Here is a 25,077-nt window from a genome sequence, read left to right as displayed (position 1 = left end):
CCAAAACTTTTTCTCCAATGCTCCCAGGGCATATGCCGATTATCTCTGGTTTCATAGATTTGATAGCTTACTACCTGCCGCAGCATTTAAGTCTAATACCTTCAACCCATTCAGCATGTATTATCCTCCTCTGATTTGCATATTTACAATATTTACCTCATGGATAATGCCCTCCTTTTTAAGGGAGGGCATTGGCCAGCCAAGTTTTCTAGCCTACTCGAACATCCTTCAGTTGTTTTGCTCCACGGTCCAGTGCCCCTATAGGAACAAATTCCACTTCTGGAGTCACTCTCAGCTCTTCCTTTAAAAGCCGAGTCAGCATTTCCATAAATGATGGCGAAACATTGCGAGTCTCCAGTCGAATCATGAGCGTATCCCGCAATCCCTCTCTGGAAACCAGAGCATCGAAATGCTCGATTTCTGCAAAGCCCCTCAATACCCTTGCTATTTGCTGCTGATAGACGAACATGCCTCTTACTTTCACCCCGTCGCCTACTCGTCCCACTACCCCCGCAATTCTTTCACCTTGTCGGCCTTCCACCCACCGCGATAAATCACCGGTACCGAATCGGATGAGCGGATAGGATTTGTCCAGCAAAGTGACGACAATTTCACCAACATCCGAATTGCAAATTGGCACACCTGTCTCCGGGTCACAAATCTGCAGGAAAATGGTATCTCTGACCTTGAGTCCGGAGTCTTTACCCATCTGATAGGCAATACAACCGATATCGGCCGTGCCATATCCCTCGGATACCTGGATCCCGTAGCTTTCAAATTGCTTCCGTAAGCTCGTCAAAAGCGGTTCAGCTGTGAAAAATGCCTTTTCTAGCCGCATGCTTTCTATTATTTCTAACCCTTTTTCTTTCGCTTTTTCCAAAAGAGTGGCGAGAAAGCTCGGGGTTCCGACGTACCCCGTTACACCACAATCCTGTATCAGCTGAAGCTGCAAATCAGTATTTCCGACCCCCGCCGGGATTACCGTACATCCCAAGGAACGAAGGGCCGAATCAAACATGAATCCGGCGGGAGACAGGTGATAGGAAAATGTATTTTGGACGATGTCCCCTGTTCCAAATCCAGCCGCTTGCAAGGCTTCTCCAAACCGCCAAAAGTCTCCCTCTTCAGCCTGAGGATCATAGATGGGACCTGGGGACATGAAGATTCGGACCATTCGCTGTGCCTCAAGCGTCGTAAGGCCGCCGAAGGGCAGTGCGCCCTTTTGGAGCATCGGAAGACTCTCCTTGCGCAGGACAGGGATTTTAGTCAGGTCTTCTTCCTCCTCAATGTCCGCAGGCCCGACACCGGCCTCATCCAGCCGCTGCTTCCAGCCCGTGGAGTTCTCATAAGCGTGCCTGATGACCTCTTGAAGAAGATGTTCCTTCATTACATCCACCGCTTTCTTCGTTTATAATGTTTAACGTCACGGAAACTCTTTCTGCCGGCGTCTTTCATTCCTAAGTAAAATTCCCGTACATCCGCATTCGATAATAAAGAGGCAACTTCCCCTTCCAGCACGATCCGTCCATTTTCCATGATATAGCCATAGTCTGCGATAGACAGAGCGACATTGGCGTTTTGTTCGACGACAAGTATGGTTGTTCCTTCTTGTTGATTGATTTGCTTAATAATGCTAAAAATTTCTTTTACCAAAAGCGGAGCAATACCAAGAGAGGGTTCATCCAGCAGCAATACCTTTGGCTTAGCCATCATGCCTCTTCCTATCGCCAGCATCTGCTGCTCTCCTCCAGACAGGTAGCCTGCTGTCCGGCCTTTCAGCATCTTTAATTTAGGAAAATAGGCGTAGACGCGTTCAATGTCATTCTTTAGGTTGGATCGATCCTTGCGTGTATGCGCGCCAGCGATAAGGTTGTCTTCTACCGTCAGATGCTTGAATACCCGGCGTCCTTCCATACATTGAAAGATGCCTCCTTTCACAATCACATCAGGGTCGTTTCCGTCTATTTTTTTTCCCTCAAATTCGATATGTCCGTCCGTCACTTGCCCATTTTCACTTTTAAGCAAGCCTGAGATGGCCTTGAGCGTCGTACTCTTTCCGGCTCCATTGCTTCCTAGGAGAGCTGTGATCTTGCCTTTCGGAACATGCATGGACATTCCTTTTAAGGCCAAGATCACTTTATCATACATGACTTCTACATTATTTAACGTTAGCAATTGACCTTCTCCTCCCCTCTCCCTTAAGAGAAGGGCTGCTAGTGTTTAAGGCAAGCAGCCCTTATTTTGAGTTTAGTGACCGATGTAATCGGTGATGGCTTCAAATTTGCCATTCTTCACTTGAGCCAAGCGAATCATGTTTGTTCCTGCATGGTTATCCGGCGTGAAGGTAAGGGGAGCAGCCAGTCCGCCAAGATCAAAATTGTTCAGCTTTTCGAGTCCGGCACGGATTCCTTCACCTGTTACATTGTCGCCGGCATTTTTAATTCCTCCTTCAACCATGACCTTCGCAGCAACCCATCCCTGAACGTACTTTTGGTTGATATCTTCTACCTTTTTGCCTTTGCTATCTAGGTATTCTTTAATTTCAGCCATTCCTGGCAGGTCTTCATATGGGAACGCGTGAGTCACTACACCAATGAATCCTTCTGCAGCATCACCCGCTATAGGAAGCAATCCTTCTCCGGTTGTCCAGTTCAGTCCAACGAATTGCGTCTTCAAGCCCAGCTTTTTAGCATCTTTTAGGATTGTAGCCGTGGCTCCATACGTTTGCTGAATAATAGCAAAATCCGGGTTTGTTTTTTGCAGGTTGAGAAGCTGGGAAGTCACATCTAATGCCTTAAGGTCGACCACCTGTTCATCTACGACATCCACCCCGATTTGGGCTGCGTAATCTTTAGCATCTTGGATTGGGGACTTCCCAAAAGGCGTATCGTTATAGATTAAAGCTAGCTTTGGATTTCCGGATCCTTTCCAATTGTCCTTCATCCACTTGATCGCTGTTCTTGCCTGGTCGGAATAGGTGGCTGCAATCAGGAAGTTATACGGGCTTTCTTCAATGTTTTTTAAGTTTTCAGAGAAAGATCCTGAGAAAAATGGAAGTTTATCGGCTGCAACTTGCTGGCGAAGAGCTTCGGTATCCCCTGTTCCCCACCCCAATATCGCAGATACTTGATCTTTGGATTTAAACTTGGTATAGAGCTTTTGGGCTTCTGGAATTTTATAAGCGTAATCCTCTCCAATCAGCTCAATTTTGTACCCATTGACTCCACCCTTGCTATTGATATATTCCACATATGCCTTTTCACCTTCCGCATAGGGAGCACCTACATCCCCTGTTCCTCCGGTAATGTCAAATAACCCCCCAAGCTTTACCGTCCCCTTCGCTGTGGATTCGACCGGTTTTGCTTCTCCTCCACCCGTAGAAGCTGGCGTACTGCTGCTTCCGCCACCGCCGCATGCCACTAGACCAAGGGCAAGAGAAAGTGTTGCTGCACTTAAACCAAGTTTTTTCCACATTTTCTTCATTTTGCTTCCCCCAGTTATATAGATATTTTAAAGAAATATTTACTTCCCCCACACCGTTTCTTATGAACGGTTGTAGGAGAAAGGCCATAACTTAAAGTAGTTTTTCAGGTTCTTCCATATCTTCGCAATTCCGTCTGGCTCATAAACGAGGAAAAGGATAACAATGGCACCGAAAATGAGTTCTCTAAAACCAACAAATATCCCCTCAAGCCCTGGGAAATAAGCACCAATGACTTCCAATGCAGCTCGCAAAAAGACAGGCAGTAACGTAATGAATACGGCTCCATAGATCGAACCCATAACGCTGCCCAGTCCCCCAATAAGGATCATGGCCAGATACTCAATAGATACTCCAATGCTGTACAATTCAGGGCTTACCACCATCGTATAATGGCCCATCAAACTCCCCGCCACTCCGACGAAAAAGGAACTCACGGCAAAGGAGAGGAGTTTCGTTTTAAACAGGTCAATCCCCATTACTTCAGCTGCTATATCCCGGTCTCTTACGGCTACAAACGCTCTTCCCATGCGGGAACGGAAAAGGTTTAAGGTAAATAAAGCCGTTATAAACAGGACAGCCATCGTCAAGTAGTAGTAACTGGTTTCGGATGCAAACGTGAAAGAGCCAATACTAGGGCGAGAAAGTATGAGACCAGACGTCCCTCCAGTCAGGCTGTCCCAGCGGCTGATCACAAACAAGATAATGACCTGCGCAGCGAGTGTCGCCATGGCCAAATAAAGGCCTTTAAGCCGCAAAGAGGGAATTCCAAACAGGGCTCCAACCGCTGCCGTTACGATTCCTGCCATTGGCATAGCAATCCAGAAGGGAAGGCCCAATTTGGTTGTGATGATAGCCGAAGCGTATCCCCCTACACCTAAAAAGGCGCCTACTCCTATATGAATCTGCCCTGTAAAGCCCGTCAGGATATTCAGACCGATGGCACCGACCGCTGCAATCCCGCACAGCGTAGCTAATCCTACGTAGTATTCACCGAAGATAAGCGGAAAGACGGCAAAAAAAGCAAGGATCAGCATGACGCGACGCCTGACGCGGGGAATCTTGTATAATGCTGTTTCCTGCTTGTAATTCACATGGAACTCTCCGCACTCCATAACAAAAGGATTCCTCATATTTTTCTCACACCCTCTCTATTTCGCGTTTACCGAATAAACCGTAAGGCTTAAACATGAGAATTAATACAAGCACAATGAAAGGAACGACTTCTTTTAAGCCACCGCCAACCAACGGATCCAGGTAGCCTCCCGCTAAGCTTTCCAGCAAGCCAATAATAAATCCGCCCACAATCGCTCCTGGTATACTGTCCAATCCGCCAAGCAATGCTACAGGAAGAACCTTTAAACCAATGAGGGCCAGGGAGGAATTTACCCCGTTAATATTGCCTAGCAATACGCCTCCAACTGAGGAAACAATGGCGGAGATCGCCCAAGTGACTGCAAAAACTGCCTTTACGCTAATTCCCATGGAAAGAGCCGCTTGCTGGTCGTCTGCAGTCGCTCGCATGGCAATCCCCATCTTCGAGAACTTAAAGAAAAGGGTGAAAAGAGCCAGCAAAACTAACACAATCACGAGAGACCATAAATAAACGGGAGAGATGATAATCGCACCAAGCTTGATTGGTTCCTGAGAAAATACGGGAGGATATACTCGTGTCTCAAAGCCCCACAAAACGTGTATGATCCCTGCCATCAAGCTGGATAGTCCAATGGTTGCCATGATCATGGAGATGACCGGCTCTCCGATAAACGGACGCAGAACCAGCCTTTCAATCAGGAAGCCTAGAGCTGCACTAAATACTAGCGTGAGGAACAAGGCTGGCAAAAAGGGTACGTTATAGGTGGTGATTAATGTTAAACAAATATAGGTACCGACCAGCAAAAATTCGCCTTGGGCCATATTGATGGCATCGCTGGATTTATAGATAAGAACAAAACCTAGAGCGACTAGAGAATAAACACTGCCAATGACCAGTCCGCTGACTACCAACTGCAAAAGAAAGTCCATTAAGCCACCTCCCCATCGGTCATCATGATCCGAAGACGCGTATTGATAACCTGTTCTTTTCCATCTCTATAGCGGATTTTTCCTTCCACATTAATTTCACTCTGGACGGAGTACATTCCATCAATTACTTCCTTATACTTTTCAATAATAAACCCGCGGCGGATTTTCTTCGTGCGCGTCAATTCCTCATCGTCTGCGTCAAGCTCTTTCCAGAGCAGTACAAACTTTTTCACTTTTGCTTTTTCAGGGAGGTCTTGATTGATCTCAGCTACTTCCCTTTGGATCAGATCCAGCACCTCCGGCTTCGCGGATAGATCCGTGTACGTGGTATAAGCGATTTGGTTTTCTTCAGCCCATCTCCCTACATTGCCCATATCAATGTTTAAGATCGCTGTTACATACTCCCGCTCTTTACCGATAGCAACGGCTTCCTGGATATAAGGGCTGAATTTCAGCTTGTTCTCAATAAATTGGGGAGAGAACATCTCTCCGCTTTCCAGACGAATCACATCCTTTAAACGGTCAATCACATAAAGATGCCCTGCTTCATCCAAATAGCCAGCATCCCCGGTATGAAGCCAAGAGTTTTGGATCGTTTCTGCGGTAGCTTTTTCATTTTCAAAATAGCCAACGAAGACGCTTGGGCTATGGATCAGGATCTCTCCTTCTTCAGAAATTTTCACCTCTGTACCAGGAATGGGCACTCCTACACTTTCGAACTTAATATCTCCGTCCCGGTGAACGATAGCAATGCCTGTGACTTCGGTCTGGCCATAAATCTGTTTAAGATTGACTCCCATGCTATGGAAGAATCGAAATACATCAGGACCTAGAGCTGCACCACCTGTATAGGCACGTTTCAAGCGAAGCAGACCTAAGTGATCCTTAAGTGCACTGAATACTAGGTAGTCTCCAAGCTTATACAGCAATTTGGTCATGGTTGATACAGACCTGCCACTGAACTCAGCATCGGCTACCTTGTCGCCGATCTTTTTAAACACTTCATAGGTTTTGCGCTTAAGCCAGCCTGCATCTTGGATGCGTACCTGAACCTTGGAGACCATGTCCTCCCAAATTCGTGGAGGAGAAAATATCACATGAGGCCCTATTTCCCGCAAATCTTGCTGGATCGTAGAAGGCTCCTCAGGGAAATTCACTGTAAATCCAACCACGAGAAAGGATGCGACGGACATCATCTGTTCCCCAATCCATGCCAATGGAAGGAACGAAAGAAATTCATCTCCTATCTCCAATGGATCCAGCTTCATTAGGTTGTGCCCCATACATACCAGGTTTTGGTGACTGAGCATGGCTCCTTTTGGTTTTCCGGTTGTTCCTGACGTATAGGAAAGGATAGCGATATCCTCGAACTTTCCCTGGTCGATCTGTTGCTCAAAGACATCAGGCTCCTTCTGAGCTTCTGCTTCACCTATCTTTATAACTTCTTCAAAATACATCAGTTTGGGATGCCGGTAGTCCCTCATTCCCTTGGGATCGTAATAGATAATTTTTTCTACGTGCTCCAGTTGGTGTTCAACTTCAAACAATTTATCCACTTGTTCTTGATCTTCAACTACAACAAACCGCGCTCGGGAATGGTTAAGTATGTAAGCTATCTCATTGGGAAGCGAATCTTGATAAATTCCAACTGAAACCCCTCCTACTGACTGAGCGCTCAGTTCAGAAATGACCCACTGAGGCCTGTTATCGCCAATAATGGCTAAAGCTTCTTTACGCCTAAACCCTAAGGCTCGGATGCCTAATCCAAAATGTTTGACTAGCTGGTAAAAAGCCTCCCATGTGTACTCATTCCAAATGCCAAGGTCTTTTTCCCGTAACGCTACCCGAGTTGCCATCTCATTCCTCTTATCTCTCAATAGTTGCGGCAGGGTTTTATTTTCCATGCTACTCCTCCCTCCTCTGCTTCTTTATTCACTCGTTTGTATAACATAACCTGGCTAACTAACATGTTCTTCTCCTAAGTAAGCTTCTATGACCTTAGGATTCTTTTGAATTTCCTCCGGAGTACCGAAACCGATTAATCGGCCAAAATCCAAAACAGCAATATGATTGGATAGATCCATGATTACGCCCATATCATGTTCAATGAGTACGATTGTTGTTTTCTTTTCCTCATGGATATCCAGAATGAAGCGCGCCATGTCTTCCTTCTCTTCTGTGTTCATACCCGCCATGGGTTCATCCAACAAAAGCAATTCCGGTTCTAAAGCCAACGCACGTCCCATTTCTACTCGTTTCTGCAGCCCATAGGAAAGGGTACCGACTGCCTTGTTCCGAATGTCTTGAATTTCAAGGAAGTCAATGATCTCCTCCACTGCCCTGCGATGCTCCACTTCTTCCCTTTGCGCAGCTCCCCAGAAAAGCCCGCCAGAGAGAATACCTGATTTCATGCGTATAAAACGGCCGAGCAATAAATTATCCAGAACGGTCATGTGTTTAAACAATTCAATGTTCTGAAATGCTCTGGCTATTCCTAACTCGGCTCTTTTAAAGGGTTTCATGTTTGTTATTTCTTTTCCTTCAAATCGAATCGTTCCCTGAGAGGGATGATATAATCCGCTAATGCAATTCAACATACTTGTTTTCCCAGCCCCATTAGGACCAATAATGGAAAAAATCTCTCCTTTTAATACATGGAAGCCGACCTTTGATAAGGCTGCTACTCCACCGAAGTGTAGAGAGAGATCTTCTATCTCCAATATTTTCACTCGCCATTCCCCCTATCCCCCAGCTCCTATTGTAAGCGTTGTCAATATTATATATTTACCATTCGGGACTAGTCAACAAAATATTCAAAATAATTTCATTTGTATTTTTTGACAAGACTACCCTTTATCTTTTGTATTTCAACGATAAATTGTGAGTGATCAATTATGAATTCCAACAAATGTATCTGGCAAACGTAAAAGAAGCTCCGGATGGAGCTTCCTAACTTACTAATGGAGCGAACAAGACAGCGCCAATCATAGAGATAACCCCCACCCCGATGGCCCATTTTCCGAGACTTCGGGCTCCTCTTCTTGAGGCTGCAAAACCGGCTCCAATCCCTAGAAGTGACAGAAAAAAGGGAAGCGTGAACAGAGAAGCAAGGGAAAGTACCAAACCGACAATACCCAGTGCAGTGCCGCTCCCTTCTCCCTCCTGGATATCATGGAGAGAGGACTGGGTTAAGGAATCCTCGTCTTCCTTGATGTCCCGAGGGACAGGAGTTGCGGGTAAGCGCGGTGAAAGCTCAGAAGCGGTTTCCTCTTCGAAAGCCTTTTGATCGGACATTCGTTCCCTTTCCATACTCAGATCGTTCCCCCTTTGCTGTTTAGGGTAGTACTAGCATTAGTTTATCTGCCATACAATATGTTGTCGAAAAAAAGGAAAACACCTAACTGATTTCCAGTCAGGTGTTATAATACACGTTTACTGTTTTGGTTTAAAAGTACGACAGCATGTTTCAGCAGAGTCTGCTGCTTGATCCTTATGCTCTGTCTGAATACCTAGTTCCCCCGCCATTTCCGCGTTATAATTTGCATGGCGATCAACTTCAACCATAATTGCAGGGGCTACGCAATTATTTCCTTCTCCCCAGTAAGTGCAGTTAGCTACAGAACATTTCACTTCTACATTTGGCATATCAATCACCTCCACCTTTATCGTTACCTTGTTCCTTTCTTTCATTCAAGGAAATTCGATCACGGGTAAAGATGGAAAAGGGAGATACTCCAAACTAAAGGACTAAGCCTCCGTCAACATTTAGTACACAGCCGTTAATATAGGCGGATTCGGCAGAAGCTAAAAATAGATAAGCATTCGCAATATCTTTTGCCTCGCCTAACCGTTTTAAAGGAACTTTATCCTCCATCATCCTCAAAATCTTTTCAGGTACTGCGTCGGTCATTGGAGTCTTGATAAATCCTGGGGCTACAGCGTTTACATTTATGCCTTTTGGCCCCAATTCTTTTGCCCACGTTTTCGTCATCGCGATGACGCCTGCTTTTGCTGCTGCATAATTAGTCTGACCCATGTTGCCGTATATCCCGACAACGGATGAGGTACTAATAATCCTTCCGTATCCCTTTTCCCTCATATAAGGTACGACTGCATGCGTACAATTAAATACACCAGTCAGATTAATTCTGATTACTTGTTCCCATTGTTCTGGAGCCATTTTATGAATCATCGCATCGCGTGTAATACCTGCGTTATTAATTAAGATATCAATTTTGGAATGCTGATGCTGTACCTGTTCTACAGTTTCCCGTACTTTCTTTTCATCCCCTACATCCACTTGGTAAAATTGTGCCGATCCTCCACGGGCTTGAATCAGCTTTACAGTTTCTTCCCCTTGTTCAGCATTGATATCCCAAACAGCAATGGCAGCCCCTTCCTGAGCGAATAGGAGGCTTGCTTCTCTCCCTAAGCCACTGCCTCCACCCGTTACAATCGCCACCTGCTCCTTTAACCTCATACTCCATTCCTCCTCTGCATTTTTTTCTATAGAATAGGTATATGTAATGGCGTTCAGGCTGTGATCACTGTAAGGAATTTATTTTAATATAGTCTATTAGTCGATACCGACTTTTATCACCTATGGAATATTTTTTTGAAAAGAAAAAGGAGCACCCGCAGCGAACAGGTACTCCTTTTATCTATTAATGCATTTCCTGTAAATCGTCAATAGCTACCGTTCTCTTATCGTTCGGTTCTCCTTCTGGATGCACCCTTGCTGTTCTGCTTTGGGCATCAATTCCTTCAATCCACACCGAAGTCCCATCTACTTGCACATCGATTTTTTCTTTGGCCTCAACAATTTGTTGTGCACGGTTTAAATCCATTCCAATCCCTCCCAAATTTAGTAATTTCATTAGATGAACTTATTCTTTTCAATTCGAGGAATTTTATACCCTTCCTCGAAGCTGCTCGCAGAGGATCTTCGCAATCTCGTCTGGACAAGGTATAATTTTGGCTATGGAGGAAAGAAACTTGGAGAAACAGCGTATAAATTGTTTGAAATGTAAACACTACTTTATAACTTGGGATAAAAACAGCCCTAGAGGATGCAAATTTTTTGAATTTAAAACCTCTCATCTCCCATCTCAGGTGGTTTTCCAGTCTTCCGGAAAACCTTGCCTAAAATTCGAGCCGAAGTAGTCCGCAAGCGTTTATATATTCCCTCAATACACAAACTTTTGTTTGCAGATCGCACTCACGATGCGCATGCCCCTTCCCGCTGGCGAATAGACTAATTAATATCGTCACGGGAGGAGGCATTTTTTTGTACCTTGTTAGATTCATGGCAATATTACTAGTTGGTTTATGGTGCTTTACCCCATTTCCCATCCAAGCCGAAAGCTCCGATTGGGATGCAGAGCCCTATATTGAAATACAAAGTAAACGAACCATGGTTCCAGTCCGGTTTGTAAGTGAGGAGCTAGGAGCGTCAGTCAAATGGAATCCTCAAACAAGGACCGTACACCTCAAAGCAGCCGGAAACACGATTGTCTTAACGATAGGCCAAGCTGAAGCGGTAGTAAACGGAAGATCTGAAATGCTAGACACCAAAGCTCTCATCAGAAATGATCGCACCTATGTCCCTCTTCGTTTTATTAGTGAAACGTTCGGCGCTAAAGTGGAATGGATCGGACAAGAAAAAAAAGTAATTGTCAAAACGGAGATGAAAACCATTGAAATGAAAATTAAACAATGGGAAGGGATAGCCGGTGGAATGGTCATCGGACAGGTCGATCCTCACTCTATTGAACTGGAAACGAAAAATGGTACTCAGGTTTTTCAGCTTTCAAACGATGTAATGAAACTGGGGAAGCAGTGGAAGGAAGGATCCATTTTATTATTTAAATCATATGTGGATGAACATAAACGGAATATGATAACGGAAATTATCGAAGAAGGGCCTTCAACAAGCCAACAGGCAGAGAATGAGCGATTTGCTAAAATCAAGATCTACCAGCATGATGGAAGCTATTGGGTTATGGGGGTTGCAAGAGTGTTTGAAGGAGTAATGGGATATGTCGTGGAAGACGGTCACTATGAACTGGCCAAGGGATTTGACACAACCAGTCGCGGCGCACCTGAATGGGGTTTGTTTATGTTTCGACTTGATGTGAGTAAAGCGAGACCCAACTCTACTTTAACCTTAGTTTTATACGAGGAAAGCCCGAAGGATGGAAAAAGACAATTTGAACTGCTGCTTCCCCTTCCGTAGGATGTATATAATAAGCTGATAAATCTGAAATGTAACCGATAACACAATTCGACATAAATTGCAATAGAAAACATGAAAAAAATGTTGACTAAACACCGGAATCGGTATACCATGTACAACGTAAGTTAAATATTTATAAAAAAAATGGAGATGGAACGAAATGTTCAAATATCTGTATGGAAAATTTGCCCAGAAACAAGCAGCTAAAAAGATGCGTGAACTAGATGAAATGCTTCATTACACTCATTATCACCCTGCTTGCAGAAAAATAACTTTTGTTTAATACTAAAAACTAAACTGATCATATATACACTAAAAGTCCGCTGGGTAAACTTGGCGGACTTTTAGTGTATAATCAGCTTATATTAAAAGATCGCCAATAGTGTCTTTTTTTGTCGAAATGTAAGCGTTAACAAAGTTTATCATTCTATGCTATACTGTCAGAGGTAAGTGATTTTCAAGGAGGATGATTCTAGATGTCCAGGTACAAAATTCAAAGCACCAGTCCAAGTTTACCGTCCGATCTTGAGGAGCTACTGCGTCAGTTTGATTCAGAGGCAATGATATACGAGTTTGCTAAAGATCTTGTAAGGGGACACTTCCAATACCTTTGGGAACAAGCAAGTTCTTAAATATATTCCGATCAGTAAAAAAATACCATCCACATTTCAACCTGATGAAAATTTATGTTTCATCAGCTTGGTAAGCTGCTATTTTTTGAAAAAAAATCCCCTTTGCAGTTTGCAAAGGGAGAAAGCACGTAGGAATCTATTTCGTTTTATTCCATTTGATCATCAGAGTAAGTCACAGACATGACATCCTGACACTCCCAACACTCGCTCCTATTTCTTTCTACAATAGCTAACTCCTCATCACAACGAACACAACGATCGATCATGTCCATAACCTCCTCTTCTTCATTGTTTAATTCATTTTTCCGTAAACAATCCAATCAATTATTCAAAAACATCTTGAAAACTATTCCATTTGATCATCAGAGTAAGTCACAGACATGACATCCTGACACTCCCAACACTCACTCCTATTTCTTTCTACAATAGCTAATTCCTCTTCGCAACGAACACAACGATCGATCATGTCCATAACCTCCTCTTCTTTATTTGTTTAATTCATTTTCCGTATTTTTATTCTATCATATACAAATTAAAAAAGATATGTACAAACTGTGAATATTATAAATATTTAGCACTTTGTATTTGGTATACCAATCGATTGATATATAAAAAAAAGGCTTATCGCCCTTCGGATATTCCCGCTTAATATTCTCATGAGGGCAGCCGATGCGACAGCTTCCGCACTCATGACAGCCCTCATAGCCGACTTGCATCCGTACTTCTTCCCATTCTTATCTCGACCAAGTTCAAGGACGTAATACCACATGTTGGTTTTATTATCTTTCGATTGAACCTGCCAAGTGGATTCTTCCTTTCAGACCACCTTCACAACTTCCGTTAACCATTCATGTAGCGCTTGTTTTATTCTTTATGGCTGCTGTTCATTGACTTATAATATGTCATATTAGCACACTTGTTATAACCTGAAGGAACAAAGAAGTCACCTGTCTATTTCAGCCTTATAAAAAAGATGAAGATCATTACGATCATCATCCTCTGTATTGCTTCTTTTTAAAAATTCGTTGTACCGCCTGTTACCGTTTACTTTTTTTCTCTTTCCCAGCAAATTTCTTCCCTTTATAGTTTCTTCCTGCTTTACCTTCCACCTTAAGCCGTAAGTTTTTAGCATAGTGCGGTTCTTCGGTTGTAAGCTGGATCGATATGTCCTTCTGGTCCTTTGTCAACAACTGTAAAGCAACTGAAACTAACGTAATGGAATCGTATCGGTCAAGCAACTCGCTAGCTGTTTGCTTAAACGAAGAATAGTTTCCCTCTTCAACGAGCTGTATCAGCTTTTCTGACGCTATGCGCTGTTTGGATTCCGCCGCCTCAGCAATAGTCGGGACCGATTGCCGATCAATTTTTCTTTTTGATGCTTTCTCAATCCCACGAAGCGCTCCCATTTCTCTTGATGTTACAAAGGTGCTAGCTAGCCCTGTTTTTCCAGCTCGCCCTGTTCGTCCAATGCGGTGAACGTACCCTTCTGGATCTTGAGGAATGTCGAAATTATAGACATTGGTTACCCCTGAAACATCAATCCCGCGTGCGGCAACATCAGTGGCCACTAAGATATCAATGTTTCCCTCGCGAAATTTATTCATCACAACGTCTCGTTGTCGTTGATTTAAATCTCCATGTAACCCGTCCGCAAGATATCCCCTTTTATTCAAAGCATCGGTTAATTCATCCACACGTCTCTTGGTTCGTCCGAAAATCACTGATAACTCCGGATTGTCCACGTCCAGCAAACGACAAAGCACATCAAACTTATCTCGTTCACTCACTTCATAATAAACCTGCTTAACGGAAGGTGAAGTCACTTCCTTCGCCTTCATCTTAATTAGCTCTGGATCTCTCATAAATCTTTCAGCAAGACTTTGAATCGGTGCCGGCATCGTTGCTGAAAACAGTAACGTTTGTTTTTGCTCTGGAGTCTCTTTGAGAATTTGCTCGATGTCGGCAAGAAAACCCATGTCTAACATTTCATCCGCTTCATCTAGTACAACCATAGCTACGCGATCTAAGCGCAGGGTTTTTCGGTGGATATGGTCTAAAAGCCTGCCCGGGGTTCCTGTGATAATATGCGGCCCCTTTTGTAGCGCATTGATTTGGCGATCGATAGACTGCCCGCCGTAAATAGGAAGGGAACGAATTCCCGTGTATTTCGCCAGGCGATTAATTTCTTCTGAAACCTGAATCGCTAATTCCCGAGTCGGCGCAATAGCGATGGCCTGTACATACTCTTTGCTTTTATCCACTCTTTCCAAAATCGGTATGGCAAATGCTGCTGTTTTTCCAGTTCCGGTTTGTGCTTGCCCAATGATATCCTTCCCAGACAAAGCAAGGGGGATGGCTTTCTCTTGGATCGGAGAAGCTTCTTCGAAACCCATATCGGTAATCGCATCTTGAATGAGTCTGCTAAGATCCATTTCATTAAAGGTTGTCATACTCGTACTCCCTCTTTCATTTCACACTTTTTGCTGACAGAACATCCTCCTGCATACAGGAAGTATCCAGATGGACCTATATAAAATGAATACGTTCTGCTTAATGGAGAGGTGGGCAGTTCAATATTTGCGCTGCCTGGACTTCACTCAGACCCTTCACAAGGATCAATTCACTCATTAACATTTGCCGTGCATTGTCCAACATCGTTTTATCCTCTAGTCCGAGTTTTTTACTTTTACTTAGGTAGGTTAGATCGTGAATCACTTGAACCCCTTCATGAATATCGCCGCTCTTCATTTTGACGATATTAATCCGCTGCCTTTCTTTATGCGGATTAATGGTTGTGTTCGGTTCCCCATGATGAAAAGTAGCTAAGAGTTTTTCTATTATCTCAATATCTACAGTCTCCCGAATGAGTAAGTGAGAGGTTTTTCTCATGGGAATCATGACTTTCAGCTTTCTCAAAGCCATATTTAAAATATAATATAACTGAGTTTCACCAAGAACTTCCTTTTCTTCAATAGCTTCAACAGTACCTGCTCCATGCATCGGATAGAAAATCTTGTCTCCAATTTGAAACATAGGTCCACCTCCTGGATTGATTATGTTTACACAAAACTCTTACAGACGACGAACCGTTATATCAAACCAATGAAAACCCTAAGGTAGAAAAATGAATAATGGGAAGGGATAAAAGTAATTTGAATATCTAAAGAGGTTACATAAAAAGGGGAAATCCCCTATTGTTATAGGGGATCCTGCCTACGAAATCTTAAAGCTTTGAAACATTAGAAGCCTGCGCACCGCGTTGGCCTTGAACCACTTCGAATTGTACGCGTTGGCCTTCATCTAATGATTTAAATCCATCAGTTGTAATGGCACTAAAATGTACAAATACGTCATTACCGTTTTCTGTTTCGATGAAACCAAATCCCTTTTCCGAATTAAACCATTTTACAGTTCCTTTTTGCATGAACAAAACCTCCAACTTTTTATTTAAATATGCTATTCCTATTTACTCACGGAAATAAAAAAATTCACATATTAAAAAGAGTAACCATCCACGAAGTGATAACCCTTTTTAACATGTGAATTTAACATGACAATAGAATTAACTTATTTACAACGTTAAGCAATGATACCATATATTCCTATTCCATGCAACCAGTAATGAAATTAAAGATACGGATATGTGAAATATCATCTTTTTAGCTCCAGTTTTAAATGTTCATAGTTAGCTTCCCCATGTAGCAACAGTAAATATCAATCGTTTTATTTAGCTGCCCAATACTTTAATAACAAAAAAAGAAGAGCGATGTAACGCCGCTCTTCAACTAGAATCCCGTTAGCACATTAAGGAGTTAATCTACATTATTTGCAAATTTTTCGGAGAAACTAAGAAAAAATCTGGTAAGGGGTGGTAAGTAATGGAAACAAAAACAGAACACAATATCAGACTAACCTCTGCAGAAATTGGTAACCTATGGTCAACCTATATGACCGATAGCATGTCTGCCTGCGTTCTTAAATATTTTATTGCTAAAACACAAGATAAGGAAATTCAAACTGTTTTGGAATTTGCTCTCGGTATAAGCCAAACACATATACAGGTAATAACTGAAATATTTAATCAAGAAGGTCATCCCATTCCTGTGGGGTTCGGAGAACAAGACGTTGACATAAATGCTCCTGCTTTATACTCCGATACTTACTTCTTAAACTACGTACATAATATGTCTAAATTAGCTATGACTACCTATGGTTTGGCCGTGTCATCGGTTGCCCGTAAAGATATAGTGGATATTTTTTCAAAGGCATATATATCGGCTAGAGATTTATATGAAAAAAGTTTACAATGCCTATTATCCAAAGGACTATATAGCCGAGCAGCCTATATCCCTATTCCTGAAAAAGTCGAGTTTATCCAAAAGCAGAGTTATTTGACAGGATGGTTAGGAAATAGAAGACCTTTGAACGCATTAGAAATTACCCAGATTTATTACAATATCCAAAGGAACGGCATTGGAAAAGCATTGCTTCTTGGGTTCAGTCAGGTTGCTCGTTCGAAAAAGGTTCGGGAGTATTGCTTGAGAGGTATAGATATTGCTTTTAGTAATATACAGGAATTATCGCATAAACTATCTGAAGAAAATATCAACGTATCACCGACATGGGATTCTGATGTTCTTAACTCCACAATCCCGCCGTTTTCAGACAAATTAATAATGTTTCATATAACAGCAATTAGCGGTCTATCGATTGGTATTTATGGAAGCGCTTTAGGAACAGTTTCAAGACGTGATTTGGGAAGTTTGTTTATGAAGATTCTCACCGCAGCCATTGCCTATGCAGAGGATGGTGCAAATCTGATGATTGAAAATGAATGGTTGGAAGAAGCGCCACACGCTTTACACAATATTTCGATGGCAAAGCGTTCTGAATACAGTTAAAGGTTGTTTGCTTACGTTTTTAATGAGTATCGTTTGTTGTACTTCCCCTATGAAGATAATCCGGATGATAGTCAACGTTAATTTAATTCAAATGTAAAGTTGGGAAAGGAATGAGAAAGTGTCACCGTATTGAGGTACTGTTATGGAGCATTGCTCTGCCCGGATTTGGACAAATTCTGAACGGTAAGTTCCTAAAAGGTCTGTTACTGATTGGCTTAGAATTTCTGATTAATGTCCAATCGAATTTAAATGAAGTTATCATTTCAAGTTTCATCGGTCATATAAATGAAGCCATTACCCGGACAAATTATCAATGGTTAATGTTTTACCCTTGTATTTATATGTTTGGTATCTGGGACGCATATAAAGATGCTGAGGGGTTTATATCACCATATGATGCCATTCCATTTGTATTTGGGGCATACTTTGGAACCATTGGTGTTATTTACTCACCAAGTCTGCTAGGTGGTGTTTGGTCAGGCATTTTAGGAATTTTCCTTGGCTTTGGTATAGGTTCATTGATAAGATACTATCTTCTTATCAGATTGACCAATAAGAAGAAGAGCGCCCCATGAGGTCGCTCTTTTTTGTGTGTTTTGTTCCGGTAAACTGCCCTTTCGCGCAGCAATGAAGCAGGGGACGGATGTTGATCCCGTCCCCGTGCTATCGCACCCCGTTAGAAAATACTAGTAAAAAATTTTAAAAGAATTTATGGATTTGAATTTGTCGCCATACAATTTTAAATTTGTATGAAAAAAAGATGGAAAGCAGCAAGAACGAGAAAAGGCGACTAAGGATTTTTTGCCCTCAGTCGCTTTTTTCTTAATCACATGGTGTTCTATTATACCAATTTTCACAAACTAATCTTCCCATTGGGTATCCTCCCGCAGCTCCTAATGCAGCTCCAGGAACTCCACTGAAATTCAAATTTTTTCATAACCAAGCCTCCAATCTGTAATAGATTTTGATTTTTATTTGGTTTGAATATTGTTATCCTTGTCCATACTTTCAATATAGAACGCTAAATATGGAGGATTAAAATGGATAATAATACTTTCCCTGTGGCTAACTTGCCAGCCGATCAATTGCAAAAAGTTCAATCCTTGGAAGAAGAATTACGTCGAGTTATGAACGAAAAAATTGTTCTTATCGCATATGAAGAGAATGAATAGTTCAAATTAAATTACCGCCTAATAAGCGGTTTTTCATTTGAGCCTTTTGCATATTTTTGAGACTTAGAACCGCAAGGGTTACGAAGACATAAAAAAGGACTTCACCCCAAGGAGCCAAAGGCTATTGTAAAGAGGCCATCTTGCGTGCTCTTTTAGCCGCACCGATGGAGGAAATCTCAAAGTTTACCGTTCTTCATCGACGACTGAAGACGGATTTAAGATTTCGTTATCAGTTTGGCTTTAGACTAGAAATTCTGTCCGTATGCCATTTTCACTTTAGTCTGGTAAAGTGAAAATCGTTTTTGGTGTAAAGAGTTAAGATGTCTTCATTTTTCTTGAGGTTCAAAATCTAATTTTGCAAAAGGCTCATTTATACAAACCGTAGAATTTCTAGTACTTAAATGTAGTTAGCAGAATATATTGTCCTGAGGTGATTCCATTGAACAAGACTTACACCATAGGTCAGAAGATTATTTTAGATCGTATGCATGGAATGAAATATGCTCCAGCTACCATTCAAGACGTGTACGAAGATCACCTTATCGTTAGAACCCACATAGGACAGTTTGTTAAAATTAAAAGTCATGATATTGTAGGAACCGCTAAATAAGCGGTTTTTTTTAAGAACTGTGAATAAAATTCCATTCTGTTGCGTAAAATAATTAGAATACAGAAATGGAGGTGCACTTTGTTCCACGAAGCATTGAAAGCACTCAGAGAAGAATATTGTCTTTCACAAATTGATCTTTGTATTAAAATCGGATTTAACCTTCATTCATATGGTTTTCTTGAAAGTGGAGAGAGACTCCCTACCTCAGACCAATTAAAGTTACTCTCTGATTTTTACGGTGTGTCATTCAACCGCTAGATTATAGCGGTTTTTGTTGGTTTAAAATGACGATTTGTTCGTACTCCGTGAGACCCCGTAAGCACCTAGTAAGCTACTCCGTAACAAATTTGATATCCGGTAGATTGTCAAAGGGCAATATAAAGGTAGTATCAAGAGTACATAGTTGATCTTAAGCTCTAAAGATAGCAATTTTGTCGATAAAGTCGGGGTTCCAATTAGGATATCAACGTATTAAAATATCTGTGTTAGGTACATATGCCTAAGAAGTTTTGAAATGAGAGCAGTAGGGTTTAGTAGGTTCCCTGTTGTTCTTATTTTTTATACTTAAGCCAATTAACATGGGCACTTCCCTACGCTTCTCCACAGTGACCTTATGAGCATAATTAAAAGCACCTAAGTGATCAGGTGCCTTTTTATTATATGTATTTCGAATCATAAAAAAGAGGGTTTACACCCTCTAAAATCACCAGAAATTTATTAGAGCTGTTGGTCACATTGGTGGTCACATCCATTGAAATTTGGTCGAGTTTTCAATGAAAAGTATACTTTTTGTTCCTCTTACCTCTATGCCAATCGAAATACTATCCCATGCCCGCCCTTCGGATATTCCCACTTAATATTATCGTACGGACACCCGATGCGACAGCTTCCGCACTCATGACAGCCTTCATAGCCGACTTGCATCCGCACTTCTTCCCATTTATACACTTCTGCAGGACAAAACAAGGTACACAGCTTCTCGGGACACTTGGTGGCACATGTATCATAGTCCAATACATGCAAATGCGACTGGGTATCACACTTAAAGCGGATGCTGTATTGCTTTTGCTCCAGTGAATCCGATTTTGGCACTAAGCTCATTATTTCATCACCTTCCATGCGCGATATATGTCTTGAAATGTCTGCCACTTGCCTCTTCCTTCCATCATGGAAGTAAAGATTTTCTTTTGTTTCTCTTTCTTTGGTGTTCCATCCACAGTAAAGAAATCGCTGGCTGCTTTGTTTATAAACGGCATATATTCCTTAAAATATTGCGGATAGCTCTCAAACGTATGAGTAACGTCCTTATATTTCTTGAGGTCCTGACCAACAAAGCTATCCATTAGTTTCGTCCGATACGTATCCAGCATATTTTCGGAGAAATCATTCGCTTGTTTGGCGAGGGCAACCGTCTCTGCCGCTAATCGCCCCGAAGTCATCGCCATATTGGAACCTTCCCGATGAATGGCATTAACCAATTGGGCAGCATCTCCACAGAGGATGACACCGCTTCCTACGATTTTAGGAATCGAATGATATCCGCCTTCTGGGATCAGGTGAGCAGCGTACTCTGCCGGCTTTGCTTCCTTGAGTAGGGGTCTGATCATTTGATGGTTCTTCACATAATCAAGCAGGTCATAAGGACGGATCTTCGCCTTTATTAATCCCGAAAGTGTTGTCCCGACACCAATATTGATACTGTCTTTGTTGGTATATAGGAAAGCTGTACCCAGAATCCCCTTCGTTGCATCTCCAAATATTTCAATGGTACAGCCTTGATTTGGTTCTAGATTAAATCGCTCCTCTATTTTTGCCGCAGGCAAGTCCATGACTTCCATTACGGCAAGAGCTACTTCATCGGGGCGCAACTCTTTATGAAACCCTAGCTTTTTTCCCAGTAAGGAGTTAACGCCATCGCACAACACCACGACATCAGCGTAAACATCACCATCCGGACGGTCTGTTCTCACCCCTACTACACGGTTATCTTCAACAATGCACTCCAGTACAACTGTTTCCGTGATGAGTAAGGCCCCAGCTTCTACCGCTTTGTTGGCAAACCACTGGTCAAACTTAGCCCGAAGAACCGTGAAATTGTTATAGGGTTCCCTAGACCATTCCATTCCCTTGTAGCCGACATTAAACAAAGACTCTTCGCCGAGAACCCAGAATCGTTGCTCTACTACTGGTCGCTCTAAGGGAGCTTCCTTCCAAAATTCAGGGACGACTTCCTCCATTTGTTTCCGGTAAAGAACTCCGCCCATGACATTCTTGGATCCGGGGTACTCTCCCCTCTCAATCAAAAGTACCTTGAGACCAGCCTTAGCGGCTGTTAAAGCGCAAGAGGATCCTGCAGGTCCTGCTCCGACGACAATCATGTCAAATTTTTCATTAGCCATACATTAATTCACCCCCTTGTTTTACTTTAGTGAATTGTTCAATCAGCTTTGGAACGATTTCAAAAGCATCCCCTACAATGCCATATGTTGCAACGCCAAAAATAGGAGCATTGGGATCAGAGTTAATGGCAATAATGTATTCAGAATTTTGCATTCCAACAATATGCTGCACTGCACCGGAGATCCCTATTGCAAAATAGATTTTAGGGGTAACTGTTGTCCCTGTTTGCCCTACCTGGTGCGCGTGACCAATCCAACCTGCCTCCACAGCATCCCTGCTGGCACCGACACTTGCTCCGAGGACTTCCGCCAGCTTATGGCAAAGCTGAAACCCTTTTTCATCCTTCAGCCCTTTCCCGCCGGCTATGATAATATGGGCCTCATCAAGCTTTACCTTTTTCCCCACGTCTTTTACAATCTTAAGAACCTTCGTGCGGACTTGATCTTCATCCATTTGGATCTGTTCTTCGATGAGTTCCCCACGACGCCCTTTTATCGGGTCGATGGCTTTCATGACCTTCGAACGTACGGTCGCCATCTGAGGGCGGTGCTTCTTGCAAAGTATCGTTGCCATAATATTGCCTCCGAAGGCTGGTCGGCTGGCTTCTAACAGTCCTGTTTCCACATCGACATCAAGCAATGTTGTATCTGCGGTTAAGCCGGTTTCCAAATCTGTCGCAGCGGCACTGGCTAAATCTTTTCCGTTAGAGGTCGCCCCGTACAAGACAATCTCTGGTTTGTATTTATTGACCAAGGAAGCAAACCCTACGCGGTAGGTTTCGGAACGATAATCCTTTAATATGGGATTATCGATCACATAAACCTTATCGGCTCCATATTCAAAGATCGTAGAAGCTAATGACTTGACTTGGTGCCCTATCAAAATACCCGCCAGTTCGACCCCTCGCTTATCCGCTAAACGTCGGCCGGCGCCTAACAGTTCTAAGGAAACACCAGCGATTTGACCTTCATTTTGTTCAATATACACCCATATTCCTTTATAATCCTCAAGAATAACAGCCATTTAAGCTCCCCCCTTCACTGCAAACAGCTCTTTTTTCTCTTTCAGCAAGACATCAATAATCTGCTTGACTTGTTCGTCTGCGGAACCTTCCAGCATTTTTCCTCCTTCTGGTTTAGGCGGACTGAACATCTTACCGACAATGGTTGGAGAGCCTTTTAAACCTAGCTGAGTTCGGTCCACATCCTCTAAATCATTGACCGACCAAATCGTAGGCGTATATCGGGCTGCACGGATCATGTTAGGAAGCGAGGAGTAAGAAACCTCATTTATCTCTTTTTCAACAGCTAATAGACATGGTAGAGTAGATTGGATGACTTCATATCCATCGGGCAATTTCCGATGAACAATAATCTCTCTTCCGGTCTCATTGACGGCTTCAATCTTTTTGACGGAAGTTAAAGGAGGTATATCTAGCCTGCGGGCAATTCCTGGTCCAACCTGTCCTGTATCCCCATCAATCGTCATTTTCCCTGTCAGAATTAAGTCAATTGGCTCTTGCTTGGTCATTTTTTCAATCGCCTTGGTCAAAGCATAGCTGGTAGCTAGCGTATCTGCCCCTGCAAAGGCCCGGTCTGAGATCATATAGCCTTCATCCGCACCAATCTGGATGCACTTTTTAATGGCAGCTACTGCCTGAGGTGGTCCCATGGTAAGTACGCTAATTTTCCCGCCATACTTTTGTTTCAATCTGACTGCTTCTTCTACCGCATGGGCATCATACGGATTGAGGATCGCCGGAACCCCTCTTCGGTCAAGCGTATTCGTTTTGGGATCAACTTTGATGATCTTGGTATCAGGAACTTGCTTAATGCAGACCAAGATATGCATAGACTATACTCCCTCCCTATTCTCCTCATCTGGATTTGAAAACCCCACTCACTCCAGCATATATATGCATTCATCTAACAGTTGTGATAATTTTCACAACAATATAATGAGTCGGAATTTTACATATAATTATTATACAATTTTTGCCCTTCTAGTGTATATGAATATTCACAAAGTTTTATTCGCACTGTCAGAATTTATAACTTCGTTTTATTATTTGGACAGCACGAGGAAAACTTGTTGACGCAGAACTTCAGCTTGGCGTCGGCCAAGTTTTCTAGGTTTTTTCGGTAGCTTAATGAAAGAGCACACACCAAAAAGTGTGCGCTCTGTATTGTTTATGGGGTAAATTGCTCTTCTTCCGTAGATCCCTTAAGAGCCGTCGTAGAGGAATTACCTCCAGCAATGACTTGGGAGATCTCATCAAAGTACCCCGTACCGACTTCTCGCTGATGTCGTGTTGCTGTATAGCCATGTTCTTCCGAAGCAAATTCCGCTTGCTGAAGTTCCGAATATGCGGCCATGCCGCGTTTCTTATACCCTCTTGCCAATTCAAACATACTATGATTGAGGGAATGAAAGCCTGCCAAGGTAACAAATTGAAATTTATATCCCATTTTTCCCAATTCCTTTTGGAAGCTTGCAATGGTCTCATCATCCAACTTCTTTTTCCAGTTAAAAGAGGGAGAGCAGTTATATGCGAGTAATTTATTTGGGTACTCTTTATGAATCGCTTCTGCGAAACGCTTCGCTTCTTCAAGATTGGGTTCTGAGGTTTCGCACCAAATTAAATCGGCATAAGGGGCATAGGCCAGACCCCGGGCAATGGCTTGATCGAGTCCTGCTCTGGTCCGATAAAAACCTTCTACTGTCCGCTCACCGGTTATAAAGGCATGATCATATGGGTCAGCATCACTCGTAATCAGATTGGCGGCATTGGCATCTGTTCTCGCAATGATCACCGTTGGCACACCCATAACGTCAGCAGCAAGTCGAGCTGCGATCAAGTTTCTCACAGCGGCTTGCGTTGGAATAAGTACCTTCCCTCCCATATGGCCGCACTTTTTTTCCGATGCTAGCTGATCTTCGAAGTGAACGCCAGCTGCCCCGGCTTCAATCATACCTTTCATTAATTCGAATACATTAAGAGGACCCCCAAATCCGGCTTCTGCATCTGCAACAATGGGGGCAAACCAGTAAGTATCCCCTTTGCCTTCCGAGTGTTGGATCTGATCAGCCCGCTGCAAGGCCTGATTGATCCGCTTTACGACTTGCGGTACGCTGTTTGCTGGATATAAGCTTTGGTCGGGATACATATGGCCAGCAAGATTTGCATCCGCAGCTACCTGCCAACCGCTTAGATAAATCGCTTTTAGCCCTGCTTTCACCTGCTGGACAGCCTGATTGCCAGTCAATGCGCCAAGGGCATTTATATAATCTTCCGTATTCACAAGGTTCCAAAGTCGCTCTGCACCTAAACGGGCAAGTGTATGTTCAATTTGTACGGATCCTCGAAGACGAATAACATCTTCCGCAGAATACGTTCTTTCAATTCCTTTCCAACGCTCTGCCTTCCAGCTTTCTTGCAGCTTGAGAACTTCATCTTTTCTACTCATTAGAATCATCCTCTCCTAACAAATTCTTCTCCTATTACTATTATGTAACAGGATATTTATTTGTGTTTGTATTATAACACTTAACCCGTTAGATAAACAATATATTTTTATTATTATGAATTGTAATTAAATAATGAGGGGTAGAATATAATTT

Annotated in this window: 24 protein-coding genes and 2 pseudogenes; 6 read left to right on the top strand and 20 right to left on the bottom strand. The window is 42.7% G+C overall.

Annotated features, from left to right (window positions below):
• Nucleotides 1–208: 208 nt before the first annotated feature.
• From ABLT31_RS19605 to ABLT31_RS19555, 11 genes are all read right to left on the bottom strand, one after another.
• On the bottom strand, nucleotides 209–1,387 hold the full coding sequence (locus tag ABLT31_RS19605; protein WP_367754750.1) for a phenylacetate--CoA ligase family protein: 1,179 nt from the start codon (nucleotides 1,385–1,387) through the stop codon (nucleotides 209–211).
• The gene (locus ABLT31_RS19600) at nucleotides 1,387–2,175 is read right to left on the bottom strand and encodes an ABC transporter ATP-binding protein (RefSeq protein WP_367754748.1); all 789 of its coding nucleotides are present in this window, start codon (nucleotides 2,173–2,175) and stop codon (nucleotides 1,387–1,389) included. The genes ABLT31_RS19605 and ABLT31_RS19600 overlap by 1 nt, the downstream gene beginning before the upstream one ends.
• A 72-nt stretch (nucleotides 2,176–2,247) precedes the next feature.
• A complete protein-coding gene (locus ABLT31_RS19595; RefSeq protein ID WP_367754746.1) occupies nucleotides 2,248–3,483 on the bottom strand; it encodes an ABC transporter substrate-binding protein in 1,236 nt (411 codons plus the stop codon).
• Nucleotides 3,484–3,543: 60 nt separating this feature from the next.
• The gene (locus ABLT31_RS19590) at nucleotides 3,544–4,614 is read right to left on the bottom strand and encodes a branched-chain amino acid ABC transporter permease (RefSeq protein WP_367754744.1); all 1,071 of its coding nucleotides are present in this window, start codon (nucleotides 4,612–4,614) and stop codon (nucleotides 3,544–3,546) included.
• Nucleotides 4,615–4,621: 7 nt separating this feature from the next.
• Nucleotides 4,622–5,506 carry a branched-chain amino acid ABC transporter permease gene (locus tag ABLT31_RS19585; protein WP_367754742.1) on the bottom strand — a complete coding sequence of 295 codons (885 nt, stop codon included), beginning with the start codon at nucleotides 5,504–5,506 and terminating at the stop codon, nucleotides 4,622–4,624.
• Complete coding sequence (locus ABLT31_RS19580) at nucleotides 5,506–7,410, bottom strand: AMP-binding protein (RefSeq protein WP_367754740.1); 1,905 nt, start codon at nucleotides 7,408–7,410, stop codon at nucleotides 5,506–5,508. Before ABLT31_RS19580 ends, ABLT31_RS19585 begins: the two co-directional genes overlap by 1 nt.
• A 54-nt stretch (nucleotides 7,411–7,464) precedes the next feature.
• Nucleotides 7,465–8,235 (bottom strand): ABC transporter ATP-binding protein, encoded by a 771-nt coding sequence (locus tag ABLT31_RS19575; protein ID WP_367754738.1) that lies wholly within the window; start codon nucleotides 8,233–8,235, stop codon nucleotides 7,465–7,467.
• Between the two features lie 220 nt (nucleotides 8,236–8,455).
• Nucleotides 8,456–8,815, bottom strand: a complete 360-nt coding sequence (locus ABLT31_RS19570) for a hypothetical protein (RefSeq protein WP_367754736.1) — start codon at nucleotides 8,813–8,815, stop codon at nucleotides 8,456–8,458.
• A 123-nt stretch (nucleotides 8,816–8,938) separates the two neighbouring features.
• Nucleotides 8,939–9,151 carry a DUF1540 domain-containing protein gene (locus ABLT31_RS19565; RefSeq protein WP_367754734.1) on the bottom strand — a complete coding sequence of 71 codons (213 nt, stop codon included), beginning with the start codon at nucleotides 9,149–9,151 and terminating at the stop codon, nucleotides 8,939–8,941.
• Nucleotides 9,152–9,245: 94 nt separating this feature from the next.
• Entirely contained in the window at nucleotides 9,246–9,986 is a 741-nt protein-coding gene (fabG, locus tag ABLT31_RS19560) for a 3-oxoacyl-ACP reductase FabG (protein ID WP_367754732.1), read from the bottom strand.
• A gap of 184 nt (nucleotides 9,987–10,170) precedes the next feature.
• Nucleotides 10,171–10,353 carry an H-type small acid-soluble spore protein gene (locus ABLT31_RS19555; RefSeq protein WP_367754729.1) on the bottom strand — a complete coding sequence of 61 codons (183 nt, stop codon included), beginning with the start codon at nucleotides 10,351–10,353 and terminating at the stop codon, nucleotides 10,171–10,173.
• A gap of 458 nt (nucleotides 10,354–10,811) precedes the next feature.
• On the opposite strand from ABLT31_RS19555, the gene ABLT31_RS19550 reads away from it, so the two are divergent.
• Nucleotides 10,812–11,741 (top strand): stalk domain-containing protein, encoded by a 930-nt coding sequence (locus tag ABLT31_RS19550; RefSeq protein ID WP_367754727.1) that lies wholly within the window; start codon nucleotides 10,812–10,814, stop codon nucleotides 11,739–11,741.
• A gap of 1,258 nt (nucleotides 11,742–12,999) precedes the next feature.
• Here the strand turns inward: ABLT31_RS19550 and ABLT31_RS19545 are convergent.
• From ABLT31_RS19545 to ABLT31_RS19530, 4 genes and pseudogenes are all read right to left on the bottom strand, one after another.
• Nucleotides 13,000–13,107, bottom strand: a pseudogene (locus ABLT31_RS19545) (4Fe-4S ferredoxin); the annotation flags it as partial.
• 303 nt (nucleotides 13,108–13,410) lie between these two features.
• The gene (locus tag ABLT31_RS19540; protein WP_367754725.1) at nucleotides 13,411–14,823 is read right to left on the bottom strand and encodes a DEAD/DEAH box helicase; all 1,413 of its coding nucleotides are present in this window, start codon (nucleotides 14,821–14,823) and stop codon (nucleotides 13,411–13,413) included.
• A gap of 100 nt (nucleotides 14,824–14,923) precedes the next feature.
• On the bottom strand, nucleotides 14,924–15,406 hold the full coding sequence (locus ABLT31_RS19535; protein ID WP_367754723.1) for a CarD family transcriptional regulator: 483 nt from the start codon (nucleotides 15,404–15,406) through the stop codon (nucleotides 14,924–14,926).
• A gap of 190 nt (nucleotides 15,407–15,596) precedes the next feature.
• Nucleotides 15,597–15,797: a cold-shock protein gene (locus ABLT31_RS19530; protein WP_367754721.1), complete on the bottom strand. Its 201-nt coding sequence runs from the start codon at nucleotides 15,795–15,797 to the stop codon at nucleotides 15,597–15,599.
• A 454-nt stretch (nucleotides 15,798–16,251) separates the two neighbouring features.
• Here ABLT31_RS19530 and ABLT31_RS19525 point away from each other — a divergent pair, with 454 nt between their 5' ends.
• From ABLT31_RS19525 to ABLT31_RS19505, 5 genes and pseudogenes are all read left to right on the top strand, one after another.
• Nucleotides 16,252–17,274 carry a DUF3231 family protein gene (locus tag ABLT31_RS19525; RefSeq protein ID WP_367754719.1) on the top strand — a complete coding sequence of 341 codons (1,023 nt, stop codon included), beginning with the start codon at nucleotides 16,252–16,254 and terminating at the stop codon, nucleotides 17,272–17,274.
• Nucleotides 17,275–17,384: 110 nt separating this feature from the next.
• On the top strand, nucleotides 17,385–17,849 hold the full coding sequence (locus tag ABLT31_RS19520; protein ID WP_367754717.1) for a hypothetical protein: 465 nt from the start codon (nucleotides 17,385–17,387) through the stop codon (nucleotides 17,847–17,849).
• A 465-nt stretch (nucleotides 17,850–18,314) separates the two neighbouring features.
• Nucleotides 18,315–18,446 carry a hypothetical protein gene (locus tag ABLT31_RS19515; RefSeq protein ID WP_367754715.1) on the top strand — a complete coding sequence of 44 codons (132 nt, stop codon included), beginning with the start codon at nucleotides 18,315–18,317 and terminating at the stop codon, nucleotides 18,444–18,446.
• A 101-nt stretch (nucleotides 18,447–18,547) separates the two neighbouring features.
• Nucleotides 18,548–18,739, top strand: a pseudogene (locus ABLT31_RS19510) (transposase); the annotation flags it as partial.
• Nucleotides 18,740–19,095: 356 nt separating this feature from the next.
• Nucleotides 19,096–19,314 carry a helix-turn-helix domain-containing protein gene (locus ABLT31_RS19505; RefSeq protein ID WP_367754713.1) on the top strand — a complete coding sequence of 73 codons (219 nt, stop codon included), beginning with the start codon at nucleotides 19,096–19,098 and terminating at the stop codon, nucleotides 19,312–19,314.
• Nucleotides 19,315–19,860: 546 nt separating this feature from the next.
• On the opposite strand, the gene ABLT31_RS19500 is transcribed toward ABLT31_RS19505, so the two are convergent.
• From ABLT31_RS19500 to aceA, 5 genes are all read right to left on the bottom strand, one after another.
• Nucleotides 19,861–20,175, bottom strand: a complete 315-nt coding sequence (locus ABLT31_RS19500) for a ferredoxin family protein (RefSeq protein WP_462976514.1) — start codon at nucleotides 20,173–20,175, stop codon at nucleotides 19,861–19,863.
• A complete protein-coding gene (locus tag ABLT31_RS19495; protein WP_367754709.1) occupies nucleotides 20,157–21,455 on the bottom strand; it encodes an FAD-dependent oxidoreductase in 1,299 nt (432 codons plus the stop codon). Before ABLT31_RS19495 ends, ABLT31_RS19500 begins: the two co-directional genes overlap by 19 nt.
• On the bottom strand, nucleotides 21,448–22,479 hold the full coding sequence (locus tag ABLT31_RS19490; RefSeq protein ID WP_367754707.1) for an electron transfer flavoprotein subunit alpha/FixB family protein: 1,032 nt from the start codon (nucleotides 22,477–22,479) through the stop codon (nucleotides 21,448–21,450). Before ABLT31_RS19490 ends, ABLT31_RS19495 begins: the two co-directional genes overlap by 8 nt.
• On the bottom strand, nucleotides 22,480–23,307 hold the full coding sequence (locus tag ABLT31_RS19485) for an electron transfer flavoprotein subunit beta/FixA family protein (RefSeq protein WP_367754705.1): 828 nt from the start codon (nucleotides 23,305–23,307) through the stop codon (nucleotides 22,480–22,482). It lies immediately after the preceding gene.
• A 338-nt stretch (nucleotides 23,308–23,645) separates the two neighbouring features.
• Nucleotides 23,646–24,923, bottom strand: coding sequence for an isocitrate lyase (aceA, locus tag ABLT31_RS19480; protein WP_367754703.1), 1,278 nt, complete (start codon nucleotides 24,921–24,923; stop codon nucleotides 23,646–23,648).
• Nucleotides 24,924–25,077: the final 154 nt, after the last annotated feature.

Source organism: Ammoniphilus soli, assembly GCF_040813775.1.
The sequence above is the reverse complement of the archived record's forward strand: the minus strand, read 5'-3'. Positions and strand labels throughout refer to the sequence as shown.